This window comes from Thermoflavifilum thermophilum (assembly GCF_900116565.1).
Lineage (GTDB): Bacteria > Bacteroidota > Bacteroidia > Chitinophagales > Chitinophagaceae > Thermoflavifilum > Thermoflavifilum thermophilum.
Map to the genome: position 1 here is coordinate 2,727,540 of NZ_FPCJ01000001.1, position 24,110 is coordinate 2,751,649.

Genomic DNA, 24,110 nt, shown 5'->3' on the forward strand with positions numbered 1-24,110 from the left:
TGAATTTACGATAGCAAAAAAGCCGCGAAGAATCGCAGCTTGTTATCATTACTCCTTAAAGATCTTTTACACAACCTGTGTGTTATCACATAGGTTCTTTTCGCCTGAATTATTTCACCACAAACACAGTAGAACCTGATACGCCATCCAACGTAGCCGTGATGGTAACCACGCCTTTACCTACGAATCTCACCAAGCCGTTGCGATCGACAGTGGCCACAGACGGATTGCTGCTGGAAAAAGTAAAAGCCGCTTTTGAAAGATCTGCAAAGGTGCCATCATTATAGGCCGCTTCCAAAATATGATCGGCTTCCGGATGCGGTTGTTCGCGATTCGGATCTGTATCGTCGGCCAGCCATTTGTTTTTGGCTTTCAGGTTTAGTTGATCCCCTACATGATATATCAAGGCTTCAGGCTGAAGGGTTACATGTGCCACCCGGCGGGTGAAATCGCCCGCCATATGCACAAGAGCGGAATCTACTGCATCTCTTGCATTTTGACCGAGCTCAATTTGATAGTCACCAGGATATACGATCTGTCGCATTTTTTGTTCATCCCAGAATGACAATTGCATACCATGTATATGAAGTGTGATGTGCTGCGTTTCGCCTGGAGCAAGCACCCGTGTTTTCTGGAAACCCTTCAACTGTTTGGAAGGCATTTCTTTTCCGGATATTTTGGGTGGTTTTACATACAATTGTGCAACAGTTGATCCGGGTAATGAGCCTACATTGGTTACGTCAAATTGGATGGTAAGGCTATCATCGGGAGTCATGGATGAAGGTGTTACCGAAAAATTGGAATAGGCAAACCGGGTGTAACTTAATCCATAACCAAACGGATATTGCGGCGTTTTTGTGAAATACATATAAGTCCGTCCTAATCCATCGGTATTTCTGGGATTTAAATAATAATTCGATTTATCGGGCAGCTGAAAATCATTGACATACCAGGTGAAGTTTAAATGTCCGCTGGGATTATGATCGCCGGTTAACACATGTGCCAGTGCCGTACCCTGAAATTCACCATTGTAGCCGCTAAAGATGATAGATGGAAAATACCTTTGTACCAGGCTGATATCCATGGGACCGGTAGCCTGCATGACGAGAATCATGTGTGGATTTCCTAATTGTGCTACCTGATAAATTAAATCAGATTGATTACCCGGAATCATCAGATTCGCCCGGTCAAACCCTTCGCGCGATACGGCTTCATCCGTGCCAATATACACAATCACCAAATCAGCTTGTTTGATATCTGATTGGGTTTTTTCGTTTAACCATGCAGGTTGTGAAGCCGTTGTGGATGTGGCCGTGCTATCGAAGATCACCTCAATATCGGGATTTTTTTGTTTAAATACTTGTGTGATGCCTTCCACGGGACTGACCTGATGACGTGGACTTCCGGAATAGCCACCTAAAATCACTTTATTGGCCAGATCACCTACAATGACCACCCGATGAAGTTGTTCCGGGTGTACCGGTAAAAGCGTTTGCTGATGAGAGAGGGTATCGTTTTTGAGCAGTACCCAGGTATTCTCGGCAACTTCTTCAGCCAATTGTTGATGTGCCGGGCTTTCAATCACGTCTTTGGTGATGCCGGTATAAGGAACCTGGTTGGGTGGATCAAATTCACCGGTTTTCATCCGAATTGTAAATACATCTGTGAGCGCGCGGTCGATGACGCCTTTGCTCAGTACACCTGCGCGGATGGCTTCTTCTATATTCGATAACGTGTATTCTGCTCCTGTACAGTTCAGGCAGGTACCTGCACGCAAAGCAAAAGCTTGTCCACCCGCAGCACCTGATAGCGTATCGTGTGTGCGCTGATTAATCCACACAATCTTTGATTGGCCATCAGGTCGATATATTTTTCGAATATGCCATCCTGGCGGCGCCCAGAAATGACCATAAGGATATTCAAGATAAGTAGTACCCACGGCACCACAGTCGGATGTCGTATATCCATCAAATCCATAGGTGCGTTTGGCCAGCACGTTAATCGTGTAGGTGTTAGCTACAGCTGGCGTGCCGTTGATGGCGTTGTAGGCCGTCATGATGCCGGCCACATGGGCTTTTTCGATCAAATATCTGAAGGTGGCTGTGTAATAATTACGAATCGTTTCATCATCGGCATTGGAGGATATGCCTGTACGGTTGTTTTCCAGGTTATTCAATGCATAATGTTTGGCTGTGGCGGCTACTTTCAAATAACCCGTTTCCGGGATGCCGTGCATGGTTTGTCCTTGCATGCCGTTCACGTAAGCAGCGGCCATGATAGAAGCCAGGTAAGGATCTTCGCCGAAAGCCTCGTCGGTACGTCCCCAGCGCGGATCGCGGTCGATGTTGATGGTAGGAGCCCAGAAGGTAAGGCTGCCATAGTTGTCCCTGGAATCACCGAGATTGTTTTGTCCGACATCAAAAAGCGATTTGTCAAGAAATCCGCGTGCTTCATCAGAAATGGCCTGGGCTTCCCGATAAATCAATTCGGGATCCCAGCTCATCGCCGTCGCAAAGTTCACCGGGAAGCTGGTGGCGTGTGGAGAGCCATAGGGAGGTTCGCGACGGTTGCTTCCATGATGCAAGTTGCCAAATAAAGCATTCACGCCGTGTTGGGCTTCATTCCAGTAGAAATACTGCTGTACACCCAACCTGGGAATGGCCGGAGCAAAGTTGGTATGCAGTTGCCGGATTTCTTCTTCCAGCGTCATCCGCGACACCAGATCAGCAGCTCGCTCCTGGAAACTATAATGCGTATCGCGATAGATGGGCACTGAAGAGGATTGCTGTGCTGTTGCCGTAAGCGTTATACCAAGAATCATGCAGCATAGTAATATGCTAAATCCCCGGTAATTTAACTGTAAACTCATTTGTATAGAATTTTGTGATGAAAGGAAAAATCTTGGAAATAGAGGATGGGTAAAAATAAGAATTCATTTGAAAAAAGAAAACATTACTTCTGGTGCTAATCATAAGATAGAACGGTGAAAGTGGGTGAGCACCGATACTTAACACATTTATCCATCATTAAATAAGATAGCCAGGTAAGCAGGAAAAGGCATTTCAGGAAAGAAATAACCTTGGCAAGCATAAAGTAAAATAAAAGAATTCATGAATCTTTTATTTTAAGTTTGCGATAAAATGTAATTTTATCCGCATAATCTACGTTTTTTTCATCATAAAAAATAGAACAGGTAATTTTCATTCATCCAGAAAAAGTTCAGAATATAAAATGATAAGAATAATTTGATGATTGACAAGATTTGTGACTTGATAAATGAAGCCAAACAAGTCAGTATTTTAGGCAAAAGAGTTGATCTATCAATTCTCCTCCCTGGATGGTTCTATATATCTTCTATCATTGTTTAAATAACAACATTGCAAATTCTTTTAAGCTTCTTCTCCATGTTAGAAATTCATGAGCTGTATTTGGAGAAACATAAAGTACGGCATTGATTCCAGCATTTTTTAAATCTTCAACATTCTTTCTCGGATCTCCTCCGGTGAATTCTTTTCCAAGTCTTACCAACCAGTCGATTTCCTTACTTCCATAGCTAACAAATACAAGCTTAATCTTATCCTTGAAATCCGGTATTTTACTGACATCATCGAGTGAAATTGAGGCGCCGCTGAATAAACCAATGTATGAAAATTTGTCAACATTAGATAAAGTAATCATTTTCGTTTCCATGCTACCCATTGATAAACCAGCCATTGCCCGGTGCTTTTGATCTGCGATTGTATGAAAATGTTCATCAATATATGGAATGAGCTCATTGACAAGGACAGTTTCAAAAGGTTTGATGTCGAAATCTTTTAATTGTCCAATTTTAACGTCATTTGTCATACCATAAGTCATTACTATGATAAAAGGCCTGACCTTCCCTTCAGCGATGAGGTTATCCATAATCAAATTAACACGTCCTTGGTTAACCCAGGCTGTTTCATCTTCGCCCCAGCCATGTTGAAGATAAAGTACAGGATAGCGTTCTGAATGATTTTCGTCATAATCGGGCGGAAGATAAACGAAAGCGCGACGAATTGAATTTGTGCTTTTAGATGGGAAAAGAATCTGTACAACATGGCCATGTGGGACATCTTTTAAAGCATAAAATTCCTGGTCATGAGCCGGAACTTCAATACCACTTTCCCAGCGGGTTGATCCATAAAAATTCAAGGTTCCGGGATCATTAAAAACTCCTCCGTCAACGATAAGATGGTAATAGTGAAATCCCTCATCTACTGGATCTGCAGTTGTACCTACCCAAAATCCATCTTTTGATGGAGTAAGCATTGTTCCCTGACTTCCACCAAGTGTCGCTTTTACGCTCTGGGCCTGGGGGGCATATATGCGAAAGCGAACGTATCTCTGCGAATTTACCTGTGGATAATCCTGTCCCGGTTGATTAAGTATAGAAGGTTTAAAATCATCTTTTATAAAAGACGTATCACTCTGGGCATTGCTCCATCTGCTGAATAATAGCAAAAATGCGAAAAGGGCAAAAACGATTTTCCTCATATAAGTAAGTGGTTTTTAAAAAGAAACATATGTTATTCACTTGAAGCAGCTGTGCATAATTGTCAGTTAAAGATGCATTTTTATATATTTCAATACCCAGGGTTCTGAATAATTTTTGGGTTCTGGTCGATTACACTTTGAGGAATAGGTGCCAGATACATTTTAGAATCAAAATGATGTGTGGGTGGATAGTTAATTACAATGGGCGTGTATACCCATACTCCTTTATCATCATTAGGAGATGAATTGGTGATCATCATGCCGTGTTGAGGTCTGTTTAATACGCTATCCGCAATTTTCCATCTGATGATATCATAGAAACGTTTGTTTTCAAAGCATAATTCTACATCTCTCTCCTGATGGATTTCAGCACGCATCTGATCCTGCGTTAATCCGGGTTGGAGATCAGGGATGCCAGCTCTTCTTCGGATAGCATTGATGGCATCGTAAACAGATGGATCTGGTCCATAAGCCTCATTTTCAGCTTCTGCATAGCCTAAAAGAACTTCAGCATATCTGAAATAAATGAAATTTGCACCGCTTACAGGACCACCACCAGGCCTGACCAAGGGATTCAACTTTTTCTTGAAATAATATCCTGAGTTACTTACATCCCCTGTACTGAAGTTAATTTCATTCAATGAAGGATGAACTTTATCGATTCGAGTGTAAATAGTATCGGGTCTTGGCATCCAGTCCATGTAATAAGGAGCCCCATCATATACAATCCAATCGTAAAATCTGGGTTCACGATTGACATAAGGATGTTGCGGATCATATCCCGATGTGGGATCTGTAATCGGTTTGCCATTGGCCATGTAAAACCTATCAACAAGTTCCTGTGTGGGATTATAATTACCCCAGGTATAATAAGCGCCTAAAATATACACAACTCCACCATATTGTTCAAATGTTGAACCAAGAGGGCTATTGGCTACGTATTGTCTATCCCAGATAACTTCTGAGTTATATTTATTCCCTGGAAACCACAATCCATGAGAGGATAGATCAGGGAACAGATCATAAGGGTGGCCATTCCCATATTTGTCTATAAATTGTTTGAATGTTGCTGCAGCTTCAGCCCATCTGTTTTTGTCATAGTTTCCGAAACCACAACAGGAACCAGGATTGGAACCCACAGCTGGCACTGCAGCATTAAATGCCGGAGATGCTGCAAAAAGCTGTACCCAGCCTTTCAACATTAACGCTGCTCCAATGGTAGCGCGGCCGGCATCTGCATCTGTAGGTCCATATTTTACAGCCAAATAATTATCATTAATAATGCTATCAAGCTCGCTTACAATAAAATTTTCAGTTTCAGCAAAGCTTGCTCTAGGCCTGTACAATTGAGCACTATCCATGGTATGCCTATCAAGCTCTTCAGTAATGATAGGTACCCCCCCTACGAGTTGCCATAGATTAGCATAAAAGAATGCTCTTAAAAATCTTGCTTCATCAATTCTTTTATGCATCCAATCAGGGGAAAAGTTAGCAGCGTGCTTTCTCACCTCTTCTATAAATGTGTTACACTTCCGGATATTGGCATAGGTAGTAGCCCAGTTATAGTTATATTCACCCAATGGGCCTGCTACTCCTCCCCATACACCAAAATATGTGGTATTAGGATTTACAATTCCCTGCTTCCAATTATAGGAAGTATAATAAAAATGTTGAGCTGCATAGTCAGTAAAATTATCCATATTGTCTGGCTGGTTCTGACAATCGGGTAAATTATGGTAAATGTCGTTTAAAAATAAATCGGCTGTTGCTTCATTTGACCATTGTGTTTGGTCAGTTAAAACAGATTTATCAGGATTATCCAGAAATTGATTTACACAGGATTCAAGGAAAAATATGGAAATCCCAAATGAATAGATAATTATTTTATAAAATGTCTGTTTCATATTTCATGAATTTTATTGTTCAACTAATTAAAATTGCACGTTTAATCCAACAGTATAAACCGATTGAATCGGGTAAAAATAGTCAATATTATTTCCGTCAAAGTTATTGCTGGTTGTTTGCGGATCCATAAATTTCAATTTACTAATTGTGAAAATGTTTTGTCCGGATACGTAAAATCTCAGCTGTTGCATGCCTATTTTTTTGACGATTTTATCTGGTATAGAGTACCCAATGACGGCTGTTTTCAGTCTCAGATATCCGCTGTTTACCATCCAGAAATCAGAGGTTTGTGTGTTGTTGGCATAAGGAGCCTGATTAGCTCTTGGGTATTTTGCATTCTGGGTATTTACTGTCCATCGATGATTGTAATACTCGTAAGTGGAATTGCTGTTATTATTGTAGAATGGTACGGTTTGAAATCCTATTACATTGATACTCGATATAGCAGCACCCTGGAAGAAAAGAGTCACGTCAAATCCATTCCAGCTAATACTTGGAGTGAATCCATAAGTAATTTCGGGATATTGCGGATGGCCGATAACGGTTTCATCATTTGCATCAATCTTACCATCCCCATTTAAATCTGCATACTTAATATCACCCGGATGTAAGGTGCCAAATTGTGCCACATTCCACCCATCGCTTGCATTAATGATTCCATCTCCATTTTTATCTTCTGAAGTTTTAAACAGACCTAATGCATGATAACCGAATGGGGTGCCATAAGGTCTTCCAGTGCGTCGTCTTCTTGGGTTATTATAGGTTGCAGGCGTTTCAAATACCTGAATCATCTTGTTTCTGGCGTAACTAAAACTACCAGATAAATTGAAATCGACCGCACCTATTTTCCGGTTGTAAGATAAATTCAGATCTATTCCATTATTATCCATGATTCCAGCATTTTGTTGAGCTAAATTTAACCCATATTCAACAGGAACTGTGATAGCTGGTGGTAACAACATGCCGGATCTTCTTTCATGGAAATAATCGAATGAAAAATTCAAAATATTCCAGAATGTAGCATCAAAACCAATATCTGCCTTATTTGAAACTTCCCAGGTGATGTTGGGATTGGATTCGGTAGAAATATATGATCCTTGCGTAAGTGCCCCTGATCCGAATGCATAGGCATTACCATATAAATTATAGGCACTTAAATACTGAAATGGACCACCCGCAAGGTTACCTGATTTACCCCATGATCCCCTTATTTTCAGATAATTGATTTTATCACGCAAAGAGCTAAAAAAGGATTCCTGAGAGATAATCCATCCTGTAGAAAATGCCGGGAAAAATCCCCAGCGATGTCCCGGTGCAAAATAATAGTGTCCATCTTCCCGTCCGGAAGCTTCAAAGAAATATTTGTTGTTGTAGTTATAAGACAGCCTGTACACAAACCCAATCTGACTTCCACTACTTGATGTACCGCTATTATCGAAATCATTTTTATTGGAGCTACCCATGCTGAGTTCATCTATGGGTACTACAAAGTGGTTTCTTTGGGCAGAAAACTGATCGTTTAAATTCTTGATTAGATCTGCTACGGCCAAAAATTCTATACTGTTTTTACCAAAAGAGTTTTTATAATTGATATACCCCTGGAAATCAAATTTTTGGTTTCGGATAAATTGCTCGTTCAAAAAACTATATGTCGGAAAGTTCCCTTCAGCAGAGGAGATCTGTTGAATGTAGCTGTATGGCTGGGTGGTGGTATCAACTATGTAATAATAGTATGGAGTATGCCAGTTCTTGATAAAATTGCTTGTTGGATCATAGGCGAATAATGCTTTAACCGATAATCCTTTGATAAAGGGTAAGTCCTGGTTAATGGAAAATGTTGCCATCTGGGTATTTTGATCATTAAAGTAATACCCGGCTTTTAATATGCCAATTGGATCTATACCCGATGATTGTCCCCAAAGGCCATTGCTATAATAAAGCGGGTCAATGGGTATGTATTTGTATAAAGATCGGATGAGTTCATTCACGTTAGAACCTAAGTCAATGGAATGGGTATTTTCAATGGATCCAATTAAGGAAGCATGAACCTGGGTTGTGGGTGTAGCATTTACATCCAAATTCAACGTGTAGCTATATCTTCTATACCACACCGGATCAAACATTCCTCTCTGATCCAGAAAGCCAAATTGGGTGTAGTATTTTATAATATTTGTCCCTCCACTTAATTGCAGATCATAATTCTGTATGGGGGCATTTAGATGTGGTATGGTCCGGCTTGCATTGCTAATTGGATACACATCAGGATTGGATTTATTCAGTGAAGGGTAATTCTGAATATAACTTGGTGGGAAAGGCGGATTTGTACCATTGGGATTTTCATTATAATATGCTTCATCTCTCAATCTCATATAATCTAAGGCATTAAGCATTTTCGGATAATAAGTGGGGTGTTGAATTCCGTAATATGCATTGATATTCAGCCGAGGTGAACCGACTTCTCCTTGTTTCGTGGTGATCAAAATCACTCCATTAGCTCCACCCAGTCCATATGGAGCGACGGCAGCTGCATCCTTCAATACGGTAACAGATGCTATGGAATTGGGATCAATTTCACTGATATTGCTTCTAATCACCCCATCCACGACAATAAGGGGAGCGTTATTACCGGTAGTAGCGATTCCGCGGATATTGATTTGAGGATTATCCTGTCCTGGTTGCCCACTCACCGCTACCATGCTAATTCCACTCACTCTTCCTGCAATGGCGTTTGAAATATTGGGTACGGGTGATTCGGCAACTTCTTTTCCAGATACAGAAGAAATGGATCCTGTTAAACTGATTTTCTTCTGCGTCCCATACCCCACCACTACTATCTGATTCAGATTGGTTGCAGTAGAGTGTAATTGCACGTTTATCTGGCTTCGGCCGGAAATGGGTATCTCCTGCCGCTCATATCCGATGTAGGAAAAGACCAACGTATCGTTCCCGGAAAGAGGATGAATGACATAATTGCCCTGATTATCAGTAGTTGTACCAATATTGGTGCCTTTCACCTGCACGGTTACTCCGGCCAGGGGATTGCCATTTTCATCCATCACCTTTCCCCTTACTTCCACATCCTGAATCTGCACATGTAGATTAGAAACCTGGGATAAACCTGTTAAGGATGTTTTTCTCGCAGGTATTCCAGGTATCAACACCACCCGATTGTTGACCACTTCATAATCTATCCCGTTTTTAATCAGTATTTCCTCCAGAATACTATCCAGTCGGGCATTTGTTACATCTACATCTACCCGTTGACTCACATTTACCCGATTCAAACTGTATACGAATTTTACATCGGTAAGTTTTTCTAAGCGGTGTAAGACCGTGGCGATAGTGGCATCGTGCATGTTCAGATTCACCCGTTGCTGCATGTTTACCTGAGCATCACCCGGGCGAGCGTAACTCATGCCTGCAAAAATCAGGGCCATGATAAGCTGGATGCCGGAAAACTTCATGATTTTTAGCCAGTTAATTTTTTGAATTCCTGAAATGAATTTCATAATTTTGAAAAGTTTAGTTGGTTTAACTAAATAGTTTCCTATTACACCTGGTCGTGTAGGGAACTTTCTTCAGCCGGTGTGTGCCACCACACCGGTTTTTTGTTGTTTCAATTTACAGCCTGTGTATCATTTTACGTTACCATAATGGACAGATTTTAAGGTGAACCATTGGGTATGGTGTACATTTCAATAACCGAGTCGCTGATGATACGGTAATGGACATTTAAAGATTTTTCTATCAGCTCGAGCACATCAGAAAGATGCTGCTCATTGAAATCACCTGTCAGGGTGTAATTCAACAAAGCAGCATCTGAACACCGGATCTGCACATCATAATGTTTTTCCAGTGAGGTAATTACGTTTGCCAGTGGTGTGTTGTCGAACGACAGATTAACTTTCTGCCAGCGCTGTATGCTTGCCTCATCCTGTTCTGTTTCCTTTATCAACCGGCCGCTGGGATCCAGAACAGCTTTCTGATGGGGGTACAACATCACCTCCCCGTCTTCAGCGCCGTTTTTCTGTACAGACACCTTTCCGGTAAGTACGGAAACCTCGGCTGGTTTTCCTTCAATGGCTTTCACCAGAAAACTGGTGCCCCAAACTCGCGTGATGAGCTGATCACTGTATATGACAAACGGATGTTGCGGATTTTTGGTAACTTCAAAAAATGCCTCACCTTTTAAATGTACGATCCTTTCTTTTCCAGTGAATTTATCGGGATACTGCAAACGGCTGTTGGGACTCAGCCAAACTTTGGTGCTATCGGAAAGTATAATGAGATACATGCGTTGTGTCATATTATTTAATGCAATCTCATTTGAACTTACGATGGATTGGCTATTCACCTGCATGACCTGATGCACCTGTTGTACCGTCCACCAGGCCACGCCTGCCATAAAACCAATCACCAAGGCAGCGGCTGCATATTTTAACCACTTTCGATAGCGAATATGCTGATGTTCTTTTTCCAATTCCTCTTCATTTTTCTGCAGCTGACTTGGCCAATCGGGTATTCGGCTCGCGATTTTATGAAACAAAGCTTTTTCCAACTCAGATTTTTCTTCTTCAGAAAGTTGTATTGCGTCGGTTTCATCAAACGATTCATACCAGGCCAGCAAATAGGCAAACTCTTCATCATTGCAGGTTCCTTCCAGAAACTTCCGTATAATTTCCTGAATCATCCGTTGTTCCACAGCCAAATTATTTAACATGCTTAGGCAATACAACCAAGTTCTTTCATGCCTGGTATAAACCGAACAGCGCACATGTGCCCTACAAAATGCTTTTTAATAAGCAGTGTTAAAAAATGAAGGTATCCCCTACGTGAAGAAGAAATTTTTTTTATAGGGAAAACAGCTGGTGAAGCTGTGTTTTGATAATGCGTAGTGCCTTGGTGATTTGATTTTCAACAGTCTTTTCGGAAATGCCCATCAGCCTGGCAATTTCTTTATGTGTTTTCATTTCTTCCCGGCTGAGTTGATATACCTGGCGGCATCTTTCGGGTAAACGGTTTACTATTTGCTGGATGTAGTGCTGCAAATCCCTGCCAATGATTTCCTGTTCGGGGCTTTCCTGCAGGGACACAGACGGGCTGAGATCGTCAGACATGGCTGTTTCCATTTGCTGGTAAAGCATTTTCAACACAATATAGCGCATGGATGCAAACAGATAGTTTTCCAGCGAAGTGTGAATGTGCAAATGATGACGGTTTTTCCAAAGGCTTTCAAAAAGCGTTTGCACGGCTTCCTCCGCTGCTTCCTTCACGCGGAGACGCTTATGCGCACTGACATACAGGCGGAACCAGTATCTTTTGTAAAGCTCTTCAAAAGCTTGCGGATCATCTTCCTGAAGCAAATGCAATAATTCTTCGGTAGTCAGCAAGGAGTAACTGTGCATCATGGGTTTTGATTGAAATATTTCAAGAATTGTAAAATATACGCCTAAGTTTGAAAGTTTTTCTGAAAAATCAAAATTTTAATGCAACAGAACAATAGAAGATAGTCTGAAATTTCTATTGTCAATTTCGGCTGAGTTATCTTTGCATGTTGTTTTTGAATGTATTAGGTAATGGAAAAAGTCAGGGTTCAGGCTGCTCTATCGAACGGATCGGAGGCAGTTTTTCCGGTATTGCTTTCGCTGAGTTTTGCGCATCTGCTGAATGATGCCATGCAATCATTGATTCCATCTATTTATCCTCTGATTAAGAAAAATTATCATCTCGATTTTTCTCAGATTGGGTTGATTACTTTAACCTATCAGCTAACAGCTTCACTGTTGCAGCCGCTGGTGGGGCATTTCACGGATCGCCATCCACAGCCTTATTCCCTTGCAACAGGTATGTGTTTTACCCTGTGTGGATTGATTTCTCTTTCCATGGCTGGTAGTTTTCATGCAATATTGCTATCCGTTGCGCTGGTGGGCATGGGCTCTTCGGTTTTTCATCCGGAATCATCCCGGATGGCCCGGTTGGCTTCCGGCGGAAAACATGGTACAGCGCAATCACTTTTTCAGGTGGGTGGAAACACAGGAGCTGCCATCGGGCCTCTGCTGGCGGCAGCGATTGTGGTACCGTTTGGACAAAGGTATTTACTTTGGTTTTGTGTGCTGGCCTGTGTCGGTATTGTTGTGCTTTGGCGGGTGGGACGCTGGTATCAAACTCATCATCTTGCCACTCATGCACCTCATAAAAAAACTCAGCAAACAACTCCTTCTGCTCTCACCCGCATGCAAATCGGTTTTTCCCTGTTCATTCTGCTCCTGCTCATTTTCTCTAAATACTTTTACCTGGCCAGTATGAACAATTATCTCACCTTTTACCTGATGGCTAAATTTCATATCTCCATACAGCATGCCCAGGTGTATTTATTTATTTTTTTGTTTGCTGTAGCCGCTGGCACGATGATTGGCGGGCCTGTGGGCGATCGCATCGGACGTAAATATGTGATCTGGATTTCCATTTTGGGAGTAGCTCCTTTTACCCTCCTGTTGCCTTATGCCAATCTGTTCTGGACAGCCATCCTTTGTATGCTGATCGGATTCATCTTATCCTCGGCATTTTCTGCTATCATTGTGTATGCACAGGAATTATTGCCCGGAAAAGTAGGCATGATTTCCGGATTGTTCTTCGGATTGGCATTTGGCATGGGTGGCATCGGATCAGCTGTGTTGGGTGAACTGGCCGACCGAACAAGCATTTTTCATGTATATCATGTTTGTTCCTTTTTGCCTTTGATTGGCCTGCTGGCGGGATTTTTACCGGATATTGAAAAGCATATCCGCACTTCTTGAAAACCAATGAAAGGGCTTTTGTTCATACATTCAACCTATACTCAAGCTTGCAGATCTTAAAATATTGCTTGCCAGCTGAATGGCCACCGATGTTTTTTCGGGAAAGCGGGATAAATATTTGCCCCGAACAAATGATTCTCTCCATCAGAAACCAGTGGATATCCTATCTTTGCCGTCAAAATCAACACCAACATGACAGAAGAAAATAAGAAAGTGCCGATTACCGTAGCTTATGGCGATGGAATCGGACCTGAAATCATGGATGCTACCTTGCGCATCATTATGGCAGCAGGCGCCCGCATTGAGCCGGAAGTGATTGAAATTGGAGAGAAGGCTTATCTGGAAGGATTTAGTTCAGGTATCCGGCCCGAAGCCTGGGAATCGCTTCGTCGTACCAAAGTGTTTTTAAAAGCGCCGATTACCACACCCCAGGGTGGAGGTTACAAAAGTTTGAATGTGACCGTGCGCAAAACCATGGGTTTATTTGCCAATGTGCGCCCTTGCGTGTCGTATTATCCGTTTGTTAAAACCAAACATCCGAAAATGGATGTGGTGATTGTGCGGGAAAATGAAGAAGATACCTATGGAGGTATTGAACACTGGCAAACCCGTGAAGTAACCCAATGTCTGAAACTCATTACTCGCCCGGGAACTGAAAAGATTATCCGATATGCTTTTGAATATGCCCGTGCTTACGGTCGTAAAAAAGTAACCTGCTTCGTCAAGGATAATATCATGAAAATTACCGATGGGCTTTTCCATAAAATATTTGACGAAGTGAGTCAGGAATACCCGGATATTGAAAAGGAAACCTGGATCATTGATATCGGTGCAGCCAAGCTGGTAGATACGCCTGAAATGTTTGACGTAGTGGTGATGCCCAACCTATATGGCGATATCTTATCTGATGTAGCTGCACAAATGACTGGATCGGTGGGCATTGCAGGCTCAGCTAACATAGGCGAAAGTGTGGCCATGTTTGAAGCTATTCATGGTTCGGCTCCCCGCCGTGCAGGACAGAATCTGGCCAATCCTTCAGGTCTGTTGCTGGCAGCCGTGCAAATGCTGGTTCACATTGGCCAGAACGATGTAGCTACTACCGTGCAAAACGCCTGGCTGAAAACCATTGAAGATGGCATTCACACGTATGATATTTATCAGGAAGGCGTTTCCAAACAAAAAGTGGGTACCCGGGAATTTGCCGATGCTGTAATCCAACGCCTGGGCATGCAACCACAGCAACTAAAACCCGTGAAGTTTGGTAAAGCCAGCTTCAACATTAAAATCAAACAAACAGAAGTTACGCCCAAACAGCTGGTAGGCGTGGATGTGTTTTTGGATGACCAGGTTGAATTGCCTTATGACCAGCGCGATCCCAATAAGCTGGGTGAATCACTCAAACTGGCTTCCACGGCCAAACTGCAGTTGACCATGATCACCAACCGCGGTACCAAGGTATGGCCGGGCGGTTATCCGGAAACCTTCTGCACCGACCATTGGCGCTGCCGCTTTGAAGCCAAGGATCACCAACCATTGAATTATCAGGATGTAATTGATCTATTGCAAAGCATCCACAGCAAAGGATTTCAGGTAATCAAAACCGAAAACCTTTACATCCAGAACGGAGTGGAAGGCTTCAGCAAAGGCCAGGGCCAATAATTCAGCTTGTTTTACCGCACGGATAACCTACGCATCAAACGCAATAAATCTTCAAGCAAAACACCAGGCGTGGACGACTGATCCACGCCTTTTTAATTCTTTTGTAAGCATCATGCCTTGCTGATCCTTTAATCCATCAGAAGAATCTTGTATATTTGAAAATATCATTGCAAAAACTGCTGGCATGACGCGTTTTATCATTGCCTTGTTTGTTACCATTGGCTTTATTTTTTTGCTCGCCCACCCCTGGGGCAATATCCCACCGCTTGGCTCCTTTCTCAGTCCACAGGAAGGTTTCTGGCAAAACGCAGAGCCGCTAAAACGGCATTTTCCTGCACAAACTCAATTGCCTGCATTAAGAGATAGTGTGGAAGTCTGGCTTGACAGGCGCTGGGTGCCACATATTTTCGCCCGCAACAGGCACGATTTGTTTTTTATGCAGGGTTATGTGACGGCCATGTTTCGCCTATGGCAAATGGATATCCAAACCATGGCTGCCGGTGGACAGCTGGCGTCCATCATGGGACCTGATTTACTGCCTTTTGATCGCCTGCAACGCCGCAAAGGCATGGTATATGGTGCAGAACAGAAGCTGAAGGCCATGGAAGCTGATTCTGTGACCAAAGAGATCCTTGATGCTTATACGGCCGGTGTGAATGCCTACATCCAAACGCTTACGCCGCGCACCTTGCCGCTGGAGTACAAGCTACTGCACGATTATCCTCGGAAATGGACCAACCTGCGATCGGCCCTGCTTATTGAATACATGGCTGATGATCTTACCGGACATAGCGACGACCGGGAATATTCCAACCTGCGCCGTGTCTTTACGGATGAGCAGCTTCACCGCATGTTTCCTGATTTTCCAGATTCCTCTGCTCCTATTATCCCACCAGGTACTGCATTTGCCAAACCCTCCAGGCTGAATCCGGCTGTGCCCACCGATACTGCCCGCGCCAGAGCCTTGCTGGCTGACTCGGCATTGCTTGCTGTAATCCATCCTGCATCTGATTATGTTACGGGAAGCAACAATTGGGCGGTAAGTGGAAGCAAAACAGCATCCCACGTGCCTATTCTTTGCAACGATCCCCATCTGAGCCTAAACCTGCCCTCACTGTGGTTTGAGATTCAGTTGCATGCGCCTGGTATCAATGTATATGGTGTGTCTCTGCCTGGTGCACCCGCGGTTATCATCGGTTTTAATGACAGCATTGCCTGGGGGGTTACCAATGCTGCCAGGGATGTGAAAGATTATTATGCTGTGCATTTTACCGGGACAGATAAAAAAACCTATATATGGAACGGCAAAAAAGTGCCAGCCACTTTGCGCATTGAAACGATTCAGGTAAAAGGTGAGGCTCCTTTTCATGATACAGTTGCATATACCATCTGGGGGCCGGTAACGTTTGACCCGGATTTTCCGGATACCATCACCCATATTCCCTATCTGGCCACGCATTGGCAGGCCCTCGAGCCTTCCAATGATCTGAAAACCTTTTACTTGCTGAATTGCGCACACAATTACCAGGATTACGTACGGGCTTTGGCTTATTTCAATTGCCCGGCGCAGAATTTCGTGTATGCTGACAAGGCCGGGCATATTGCCATCTGGCAACAGGGTTGGTTCCCGCTCCGCTGGAAAGATCAGGGTAAATATGTGATGCCGGGTGATGATGAGCATTTCCAGTGGCAAGGATATGTGCCGGTAGCTGAAAATCCGCATGTAGTGGACCCTCCCCAGGGCTTTGTGTTTTCCGCCAATCAGCATCCCACAGATCCATCCTATCCGTATTATTATACCGGTGATTTCTTTTATTACCGGGCCAAGCGCATTCACGACTACCTGAGCAGCAAATCCTACCTGACCCTGCAGGATATGATGCGCCTGCAAAATGATGTATATGATACCCGTGCAGCCGAAGCTCTGCCCTTGCTGTTGGCACATTTACCGGTTACGGCCGTAAGACCGTCCGAACGGGAATATGATTCTTTGCTTCGGCACTGGAATATGCAGGTTACGGCTCAGAGCAAGGCTCCCATTTTGTTTTATGCATGGATGGATACCCTGATGCACAGACTCTGGGATCCCGTATTATCAACCGCTCACCGGGTTGTGGAAGCTCCGTCCATGCAAACCACTATCGAATGGTTGCTGCGCGATACTACCATGCAGTTCTTTCATGCCTATCACAACCCACCTGTTCATTTAACCACACTCGTAACCGAATCATTTCATGCTGCCATGGACGCTGTTCGCAGGCAGGCAGATAACAAGGGAATCATGAACTGGGGTCAATTCCGTGGAACCAGCATCCTGCACCTCACCCGACTGGATGCCCTGAGTGTTAGTCACTTGCCTACCCCCGGCGACGGAGCGACCGTAAATGCCATCACTTCCAATCACGGACCTTCCTGGCGCATGATTGTACAGCTGGGGAACCCGACAAAAGCCTATGGTGTGTATCCCGGCGGACAGAGCGGAAATCCGGGCAGCCCACATTACGACGATATGATTCATGATTGGCTGCTGGGACGATATGAGCCTTTGCGCTTGTACACAGCCCAGGATCGTCATCATCCCGATATTGAAGCCATCATGCATTTTACACCTTAAAACCATTGGCTATGCGCTTTGTACTATCTGCTCTTCTTACCGCACTGCTGGCTTTTCCGGCCGGATATTTCCTCCCCTGGTGGACAATTGCCATTGCAGGAGCCTTGAGTGCATGGTTTCTTGCCCAGCGGCTGGCATTCTTTAGCTTCTTATCGGCTTTCCTGGCTGTAGGACTGCTTTGGTTTTTTATTGCCGGATACATAGATCTGCAAAACCAGCATATCCTTTCACGTCGTATCAGTGAACTGTTTTTCCATACTTCAAACCCCTGGCCTATGTTGATACTCACGGCAATCACGGGGGGACTGACAGCTGGACTGGGCGCCTGGTGCGGCGCGCTGTTGCGCAACATCACTTCCCGGAAGAAGCAAATGACATTCGGTAAGTTTTACGGTCAACGAACTTAGGTAGTTTATGTTTGTTTGCAGATCATCTGCTTCTAACACCTGCTTGCTGGCAGGAAATGTTTATCTTGCAATAAAACCCGTTTGATTATGCAGGAAGTTTCTATCGAACAACGCGTGCAGCAATGGCTGGATGGACCTTATGATGAGGAAACCAAACAACAAATCAGACAGCTGCAGCAACATAATCCGGAAGAACTTAAAGACGCTTTTTATCGCAACCTCGAATTCGGTACCGGTGGGCTTCGTGGCATCATGGGCCCAGGAACCAACCGAATGAATAAATACACGGTGGGCATGGCCACGCAAGGGTATGCCAACTATCTGAAACAATGCTTTACAGCCCCCATCCGGGTAGCCATCGGTCATGATAGCCGAAATAACAGCCGCTTTTTTGCTGAAATCACTGCGCAGGTCATGGCTGCCAATGGTATCGAAGTGTTTTTGTTTGAAAGTCTCAGGCCTACGCCAGAATTATCATTTGCCATTCGCTATCTCAAATGCCAGGGCGGTGTGGTGTGCACGGCATCCCATAATCCAAAGGAATATAACGGATACAAGGCATACTGGAATGATGGTGCCCAGCTGGTAAGTCCGCATGATAAAAACGTAATTGCTGAAGTTGAAAAAATCCAAAGCATCAATGATGTCAAATGGCAGGGCAATGATCATCTCATCCATCTCATTGGAGAAGAAATTGATCAGGCCTACCTGCAAATGGTGAAAAACTTATCTGTGTTTCCGGAAGTGATTCAACGACAGCATGATTTGAAGATTGTATATACACCCATTCATGGCAGCGGCATTAAACTGGTACCACGGGCATTGGCACAACTGGGTTTTACATCGGTGCATATTGTGGAAGAACAGGCTCAACCCGATGGCAATTTCCCAACCGTCGTTTATCCCAATCCAGAAGAACCCGAGGCCATGAGTTTAGGATTGCAAAAAGCAAAAACGCTGGATGCAGATATTTTACTGGGCACCGATCCCGATGCCGATCGTGTAGGCGTGGGTGTAAAAAATCAACAAGGCGAATGGATATTACTCAATGGCAATCAGACAGCCGTACTGGCTTTTAATTATTTAATCGAAGCCCGCGCACAGAAAAAGATAGCCACACCGCAGGATTATGTGGTGAAAACCATCGTGACTACGGATATGATTGATGTCATTGCAGCACACTATGGTGTACGTTGTTACAATGTGCTGACCGGTTTTAAATATATTGCTTCCATCATCCGGGAAAAAGAAGGAAAGGAAAATTATATTATCGGTGGAGAAGAATCCTACGGTTTGATGATTGGTGATCAGATACGCGATAAGGATGCTGTATCGGCTGTGGCGTTGATCTGTGAAATGGCTGCTTATGAACGCGAAAAAGGAAGAAGTTTGTTCGATAAACTCATTGATCTGTATGTACAATTTGGTTGCTATCGGGAAGCTTTGTTATCGCTTACACGAAAAGGTATGAAAGGCGTGGAAGAAATTGCGGCTATGATGGAACGATTCCGCAATCATCCTCCCAAACAGATAGCCGGCACGCAGGTTGTATGGATATTCGATTATCTAAAACAGGAAAAACTCAACATAATCACCGGTGAAAAGCAATCCATTGATTTGCCTCTTTCCAATGTATTGCAATTTTTAATGGTTGATGGATCAAAAGTTTCAGCTCGTCCTTCGGGCACGGAGCCTAAAATTAAATTTTATTTCAGTGTCAATCAACCGCTTGCTGATGCGCAAGCCTTTGCATCAACATGGGAGGCATTGGGTAAACGAATTGAATTGATTAAGCAGGATTTGCAGCTAAACCAACATTAATGCCACTTTCCAATCAAATATACATATTCTGAAACGGATAATCCTGCAGGAGTTTCATCAGTTGTGGATTTTGCTGTAGGGATTTGAGTGCTTGCAGGTGCCGTACGTGATGCATATCCGTACCGGCATAATCTATCAATCCATGGTGGAGCAATCTCAGGGCGATGGCCTGTTCTTCTGTTCCGTAATAGCCGGTCAGCGAGTTTAAATTCAGTTGCAGTAGGCAACCCATCGCCTTGAAGCTTTCGTACACATGAAACTGTTGATGATAATACCGGTATCGTTCCGGATGGGCAATCACAGGGATATAGGCATGATCCAGTACCAGCCGAATGCTTTCCTCTGCACGCTCAGGCGGTTGATGAAATGAAAATTCAATCAACACATATCCTCTTCCAGAGAATGAATCAAAACAAAGCAATTCCTCATTTTCCAACAGTTGCAGAAAGTGATCATCCAGATAATATTCCGCAGCCAACAAAGTTTTTATTGATACACCATGCAGCTGTAAAGCCGCCTGCCAGGCTGAAAAACGGGTCTTTAAATCTCCTGCCCGGTTGGGAAAAGAGCGTAGCTTGATATGAGGTGTAACAATCAATTTTTGATATCCCATCTGTCTCATTCCGGATATCAAAATCAATGATGTTTCCAGATCCTTAACGCCGTCATCTACACCCGGCAGAAAATGGGCATGTATATCGGTTTGAAGAAAAGATAAATCAGGGAACTCAGGAAATGATGATGTTTGGGATTGGGAAAACATGGCTTTTCATTTGGCCCATTGATTACAGACTCACTGTTCTTCACTCTGTAGTGGGAAAAAACCATAATATCAGGTATTTTTTTCCAATTTATCTACAGAAATGCTTTCAATAACATCGGTAGGCATGTAGGCATTCGCAATTGGCAGATTCTTATCTTGTAGCGGAGTTGAAGGCTGTGGCTGTGAAAACAACAAAGAGGGAAATGTTTGCAGGTTGCGCAGGTATACAGCAACAGAAGTAAGAATAGCTGCCAGGATGATAATTACACCCATCAATAGATTGGGATTTGTATGTCGCAACCAATAAGCCAATCCGATAAACAATATATTTACGACATACAGTATAACCGATGCTTGAAAATCGTTCATCCCGCAACCCAGCAAAATGTGATGAATATGATTGCGATCAGCCTTAAAGGGTGATGATTTGTGCAAAAGCCGAAAGATAATTACCCGCAGGGTATCGAAAAAAGGAATAACCAGAATAGCGGCGGCAATGGCAGGATTGGGCTGAAATGTTTCCCCGCTGGGTAAATCCAATTTGCAATTTAAAAACCTGAGTGTAAAAGCAGCCACAATATATCCGATGGTCATGGATCCGGTATCACCCATAAAAATCTTGGCAGGATGTGTATTGTAATACAGGAAACCAATTAATGCACCACTCAGTATAAAAGCTGCAATATGCATGTTTTGCATTCCTTTTGCATAGAAAATGGCACCATAGGTAAGAGCTATGATCAAGGCGATGCCTCCGGCCAGCCCATCAATTCCATCAATTAAATTAAAAGCATTGATAATGGCTACTACCAGGAATATGCTGATGATTTCGCTGAAGGGGGAAACCAAATGATGAATTCCAAACAATCCATGCAGATCATCAATCTTGAATCCTGCCAGCACAACCAGCAGGAAAGCCCCCATCACTTGTCCACCCATTTTTTTCATTGGACTTATGGGTACGACATCATCTTTTAAGCCCACAAAAAACAAAACGGATAACCCTAACAGAAAGTATTGTAGAGTCCGGGTAATTTGAAAATCTCCCCAGGCAAGCATAGAAAAGAAAAAACTCACATATAGAGCCACACCCCCAAGGTTGGGTGTTTGGCACTTGTGAATTTTTCTGCCACCCGGTATATCCAGCAGGTTTAATCCGTAACAAACACGGATAATAATAGGAATACTGAGGAAAGTGACAATGCTGGCAGTAATCAGGCCGCAGATTGAATACCACTGGGTCATCATAAATTTTCATTTATGTGATGAATATTTTCCAGGTAGTTTTTCATTGGATGGCGTTGGGATAAGTCTATCAGCAAATATTTTTCCAAAATAAAAAGCCACCTGCGCATGGTATGTGCGTTTTAAATCATTTTAATCTGGCTTTACTTGTGCAGGTGGTTTTTAAAAACAAATAGGCTTCATTTGGTTTTCTTGAAGCTATTCATCCAGTATTTTCAGGCACACAGCGCGTGGACGATACCATACGCCAGCGCGGGTGAGCATACCGTTTTCTGTATTTCTGCGAAACAACACGATCTGATCACTATCCTGATGTCCTACAAGCAACCAACGGCCGTCCGGACTGATCACAAAATTTCTGGGGGTTTTACCCCCACTGGCTACCTGGCCGATTTTTTTCAGTTCACCCGTTGATGAATAGACTGCAAAAATAACGATATCGTTTAATTCACCTCTGTTGCTGGCATATAAAAAACGCCCATCCGGTGAAAGATGAATATCGGCTGCCGTATTCAATCCGTGAAAATCAGGTTCTACTGTAGAAACCGTCTGAATAGCTTTCAGTTGGCCTTCGTGATATTGAAACACTGTGATTTTCCATCCCATTTCCTGAATAAGATAAAGGAAACGATGATCGGGCGAAAAAGCCTGATGACGTGGGCCTGCACCAGGATCAACCTGTACATAAGGCTGGGGCGCAGGCGTAAGTCTGCCCGTGCGGGCATCAAAACGATAGATAAATACTTTATCCAATCCCAGATCAGATACCAATACAAACCGGTTGTCGGGTGTAATGTTTACAAAATGTACATGCGGACCTTCCTGTCGTTTCGGGTTGGGGCCATGCCCCTGATGTTGAATGATTTGTACCGGTGCGCCCAAACTGCCATCCGGCCGAATAGGTAGTACAGCAATGCTTCCACTCGTGTAATTGGCCACCAGCAACCATTTTCCCGTATGATCAGTGGTAAGATGACACGGGTCTTTCCCGCCAGAAGGTTGTTGATTCAACAAATGCAGTTTGGCTTGCCGTGCATCCCATCGGTAGGCAAACACATGTCCACCCTCAGGGCCATGGGTTTCACTCACGGCATACAAAAAACGATGATCCGGAGAAAGGGTAAGATAGGATGGATTCTCAATGCCTGAAATGGCATCCAGCAAATGTGCTTGGCCAGTTTGGGAATCAAAGGTATATACGAAAATACCCTGGCTGTCAGCCGGACAATAAGTGCCAACAAACAAGAAATCAGTATGATGAACTTGGGCTTGAGAAGACCATGCAGGAAAAAGGAGAAAAGTTGCCAGTAGAAAAACCCAAAACCGCTGCAAGGAACTTATGGATGGATTGGTTAACATCGATGGATGATTTTCTATATACAAAATACAGTAATTTATTTGATATGTCCAAAATCATCATCAATTTCAGGTTTAGCATCAAGCAGCAGAAAAGCAGTTATCTTAGCCTGGCATGAAGCTGTGGATTCATATTGAGAAATATTGCATACAGGCAGGCGAACTAATCCTGTATGGCTGCATATTCATCAGCCTTTGTGCGGTGAGTATGAGCATGGAAACCAGTTTGCTACTGCATCTGCCGTTGAATCATTTTTTCTTTTACCTGTTTATCTTTTCAGCCACATTGTTTCAATACAATGTGCATTATTATGTGAAAACAACAGCCAATCAGCGATCAGCACGGTTTGCCTGGTCTCTTGCACATAAACGAATGCATCTGTTTTTTATTGTAATGGGTGTGGCGGGAATGTTGATAAGCCTGAATTTTTTAACCTTGAAACATTATCTGGCTCTGTTGTGCATTGGCATGATTTCAGCAATGTATTCATTGCCTGTGCTGCCTTTCCGGAAACGAAAAAGAATCAAGGACTTTGGTTTGCTGAAAATCATCACACTGAGTCTGGTATGGACACTGGTTACGGTGTGGTTTCCGGTCATTCACCTGCATGATATCGATAAGGCCTTCTGGCTGGTATTTTTCAGGAGAATGATATTTTTATTTGTGCTTTGCCTGGCTTTCGATATCCGCGATGTGCCGGTGGATGCGCGGGATGGCATTCATACATTACCCGTGAGCATAGGAGTTAAGAATGCTTATCTGCTCATTGATTTGTTGCTAATCATATTTGTGGCATTATCCGTCTGGAATATGTTTGAGATGCCAGAGCCCATGCCGTTGGCAGCCATGATAATTTCAGCGTTGGCAACCTATTGGACGATAGATTATGCCAGGCGGCATCGGCATGATATGGTTTACCTGCTGGGTGTGGATGGCATGATGATGTTGCAAACATTGCTGGTAGCGCTCAGCATCTGGTTCACCCGGATATCTGCCTGAAAGGCCCACATAGCAAATTGTGTGC

The 24,110-nt window shown here is 43.4% G+C and carries 15 protein-coding genes; 6 read left to right on the forward strand and 9 right to left on the reverse strand.

The features are described from left to right. Positions 1-109: 109 nt before the first annotated feature. The 6 genes from BM367_RS11555 to BM367_RS11580 form a co-directional block, all read right to left on the reverse strand. Entirely contained in the window at positions 110-2,821 is a 2,712-nt protein-coding gene (locus BM367_RS11555) for a glycoside hydrolase family 3 C-terminal domain-containing protein (RefSeq protein WP_177224218.1), read from the reverse strand. Between the two features lie 536 nt (positions 2,822-3,357). Then, positions 3,358-4,518 carry an alpha/beta hydrolase-fold protein gene (locus BM367_RS11560; RefSeq protein WP_092460661.1) on the reverse strand — a complete coding sequence of 387 codons (1,161 nt, stop codon included), beginning with the start codon at positions 4,516-4,518 and terminating at the stop codon, positions 3,358-3,360. Between the two features lie 89 nt (positions 4,519-4,607). After that, positions 4,608-6,422, reverse strand: coding sequence for a RagB/SusD family nutrient uptake outer membrane protein (locus BM367_RS11565; RefSeq protein ID WP_092460663.1), 1,815 nt, complete (start codon positions 6,420-6,422; stop codon positions 4,608-4,610). Positions 6,423-6,449: 27 nt separating this feature from the next. Beyond that, complete coding sequence (locus BM367_RS11570; RefSeq protein ID WP_245759978.1) at positions 6,450-9,932, reverse strand: SusC/RagA family TonB-linked outer membrane protein; 3,483 nt, start codon at positions 9,930-9,932, stop codon at positions 6,450-6,452. A 155-nt stretch (positions 9,933-10,087) separates the two neighbouring features. Continuing rightward, positions 10,088-11,125 carry a FecR family protein gene (locus tag BM367_RS11575; RefSeq protein ID WP_222842628.1) on the reverse strand — a complete coding sequence of 346 codons (1,038 nt, stop codon included), beginning with the start codon at positions 11,123-11,125 and terminating at the stop codon, positions 10,088-10,090. A 148-nt stretch (positions 11,126-11,273) separates the two neighbouring features. After that, positions 11,274-11,831, reverse strand: coding sequence for an RNA polymerase sigma-70 factor (locus tag BM367_RS11580; protein ID WP_092460667.1), 558 nt, complete (start codon positions 11,829-11,831; stop codon positions 11,274-11,276). Between the two features lie 168 nt (positions 11,832-11,999). Here BM367_RS11580 and BM367_RS11585 point away from each other — a divergent pair, with 168 nt between their 5' ends. The 5 genes from BM367_RS11585 to BM367_RS11605 all read left to right on the forward strand — a co-directional run bounded on the left by BM367_RS11585 (position 12,000) and on the right by BM367_RS11605 (position 19,721). Beyond that, positions 12,000-13,220 carry an MFS transporter gene (locus BM367_RS11585; RefSeq protein ID WP_092460669.1) on the forward strand — a complete coding sequence of 407 codons (1,221 nt, stop codon included), beginning with the start codon at positions 12,000-12,002 and terminating at the stop codon, positions 13,218-13,220. A 192-nt stretch (positions 13,221-13,412) separates the two neighbouring features. Further along, on the forward strand, positions 13,413-14,879 hold the full coding sequence (locus BM367_RS11590; RefSeq protein WP_092460671.1) for an NADP-dependent isocitrate dehydrogenase: 1,467 nt from the start codon (positions 13,413-13,415) through the stop codon (positions 14,877-14,879). 184 nt (positions 14,880-15,063) lie between these two features. Continuing rightward, the gene (locus tag BM367_RS11595; protein WP_092460673.1) at positions 15,064-17,493 is read left to right on the forward strand and encodes a penicillin acylase family protein; all 2,430 of its coding nucleotides are present in this window, start codon (positions 15,064-15,066) and stop codon (positions 17,491-17,493) included. Positions 17,494-17,504: 11 nt separating this feature from the next. Next, positions 17,505-17,900: a hypothetical protein gene (locus BM367_RS11600; protein ID WP_092460674.1), complete on the forward strand. Its 396-nt coding sequence runs from the start codon at positions 17,505-17,507 to the stop codon at positions 17,898-17,900. A gap of 87 nt (positions 17,901-17,987) precedes the next feature. Beyond that, on the forward strand, positions 17,988-19,721 hold the full coding sequence (locus tag BM367_RS11605; RefSeq protein ID WP_092460676.1) for a phospho-sugar mutase: 1,734 nt from the start codon (positions 17,988-17,990) through the stop codon (positions 19,719-19,721). Positions 19,722-19,734: 13 nt separating this feature from the next. Here the strand turns inward: BM367_RS11605 and BM367_RS11610 are convergent, their stop codons facing one another. From BM367_RS11610 to BM367_RS11620, 3 genes are all read right to left on the reverse strand, one after another. Beyond that, on the reverse strand, positions 19,735-20,484 hold the full coding sequence (locus BM367_RS11610) for a tyrosine-protein phosphatase (RefSeq protein ID WP_092460678.1): 750 nt from the start codon (positions 20,482-20,484) through the stop codon (positions 19,735-19,737). 69 nt (positions 20,485-20,553) lie between these two features. Continuing rightward, positions 20,554-21,732, reverse strand: a complete 1,179-nt coding sequence (locus BM367_RS11615; protein WP_092460679.1) for a glycosyltransferase family 4 protein — start codon at positions 21,730-21,732, stop codon at positions 20,554-20,556. Positions 21,733-21,927: 195 nt separating this feature from the next. After that, positions 21,928-22,974 carry a lactonase family protein gene (locus BM367_RS11620; protein ID WP_177224219.1) on the reverse strand — a complete coding sequence of 349 codons (1,047 nt, stop codon included), beginning with the start codon at positions 22,972-22,974 and terminating at the stop codon, positions 21,928-21,930. A 226-nt stretch (positions 22,975-23,200) separates the two neighbouring features. On the opposite strand from BM367_RS11620, the gene BM367_RS11625 reads away from it, so the two are divergent. Continuing rightward, a complete protein-coding gene (locus BM367_RS11625; RefSeq protein WP_092460683.1) occupies positions 23,201-24,085 on the forward strand; it encodes a UbiA family prenyltransferase in 885 nt (294 codons plus the stop codon). The last annotated feature ends 25 nt before the right edge of the window (positions 24,086-24,110 follow it).